2 protein-coding genes are annotated in these 1,717 nt (G+C 73.7%); both read left to right on the top strand.

Translation table 11 applies throughout. The features are described 5' to 3' along the window. Nucleotides 1–485 (top strand): ATP-binding cassette domain-containing protein (locus tag HKK72_RS38980; protein WP_187239389.1); only part of this gene is annotated, 485 nt, incomplete at its 5' end. Nucleotides 486–573: 88 nt separating this feature from the next. Further along, nucleotides 574–1,717 (top strand): ABC transporter transmembrane domain-containing protein (locus HKK72_RS38985; protein ID WP_187239390.1); only part of this gene is annotated, 1,144 nt, incomplete at its 3' end.

Raw genomic sequence — 1,717 nt, forward strand, 5'->3', positions numbered from 1 at the left:
ACGTCCGCGCCGCACTCCTGGTGGCGGCCCACGACGCCGAGCTGTTCGAGGGAAGCCTGCTGGACAACGTCACGGCGGCGACGGACCGAACCGATGTCGAACCCGCGCTCGTGGCCTCGGGCGCCGACGAGGTCGCGCGGAACCTGCCGCACGGCACCGGCACCCTCCTCGCCGAAAGGGGGCTGTCCCTGTCCGGCGGTCAGCGCCAGCGGGTCGCGCTCGCGCGCGCCCTCGCGGCCGACCCGCCGGTGCTCGTCCTCCATGACCCCACCACAGCCATCGACACGGTCACCGAGGCCAGGATCGCGACCGGGATCCGGGACGCCCGGCGCGGGCGCACGACCATCGTGGTGGCGACCAGCCCCGTCCTGCTGGCCGTGACCGACCGGGTGGTGGTCGTGGACGGCGGCGTGGTGACCGCCGAAGGCCTCCACAGCGATCTCATGCGCGACCACGAGACCTACCGGACGACGGTGTCCACCTGAGCCCCGTGCCGGAACCCCGTGCCTGAACCCGGTGCCTGATCCCGCTGCCTGAGCCCTGCATCTGCCGACGACCGATGGAGGAAGCCCCATGACGGAGGCGAGACAGCCGGCGGCCGAGCCCGTACGGGAGCTGCTGCCCACGGCGACGGGCACGCGCACCCGCGCGGCGGTGGGCGAACTGTTGCGCCCGTACCGGCTGCTCGCCCTCGGCGGGTTCACCGTGCTGGTCGCGGCGACCGGCGTGGGCCTGCTGACCGCGCCCCTGCTCGGCCACATCATCGATCTGGTCGCGAGCCGCCGCCCGGCCGAAGCCATCACCACTCCGGTCGTCCTGCTCGTGGCGGTCGCGATCACGCAGGGGGCCGCGACCTCGTTCGGCCTGTCCCTGGTCGCCCGCCTCGGCGAGGGAATGCTGGCGGGCCTGCGCGAGCGGTTCGTCGAACGCGCGCTGCACCTGCCGCTCGACCAGGTGGAGCGGGCCGGCTCCGGCGACCTCACCGCACGTGTCACGAACGACGTGTCGGTCATCGCCGAAGCGGTGCGCAACGCGCTTCCCGAGCTGGCCCGCTCGGTGCTGACCATCGCGCTGACCCTGGTCGGCCTGGCCGTTCTGGACTGGCGGTTCATGCTCGCGGCCCTGCTGGCCGCACCGATCCAGTTCCACACGGTCCGCTGGTACGTCCGCCATGCCGTTCCGCTCTACGCCGCTCAGCGCGTGGCCGTCGGCGCGCAGCACCAGCAGTTGCTCGGCACCGTGGGTGGCGCCGCCACCGTACGGGCGTTCCGGCTCGCCGAAGAGCACACCGGCCGGGTCCGCCGGCGGTCCCAGGCCGCGGTCGACCTCGCGCTCCGCGGCATCCGGCTGGTCACCCGCTTCTACGCACGGCTCAACCTCGCCGAGTACGTCGGGCTCACCGCCGTGCTCGTGACCGGCTTCCTCCTCGTACGGAACGGGAGCGTCAGCGTGGGGACGGCGAGTGCGGCGGCGCTCTACTTCCACAGTCTCTTCACTCCCCTCAACGTCGCGCTCGGCCTCGTGGACGACGCCCAGGCCGCCACGGCCGGGCTCGCCCGGCTGGTCGGGGTCGCTGATCTGCCGGCTCCGCCCGAACCGCACCGGCCCGCGGTTCCCGCCGACGCGTCGGTCGACGCCGCCGGCGTCGGCCACGCCTACGTGGCCGGTCACCGGGTGCTGCACGACATCGACCTCGGCATCGGCGCGAAGGAGCGAG

Source organism: Actinomadura sp. HBU206391 (genome assembly GCF_014323665.1).
GTDB lineage: Bacteria > Actinomycetota > Actinomycetes > Streptosporangiales > Streptosporangiaceae > Actinomadura_C.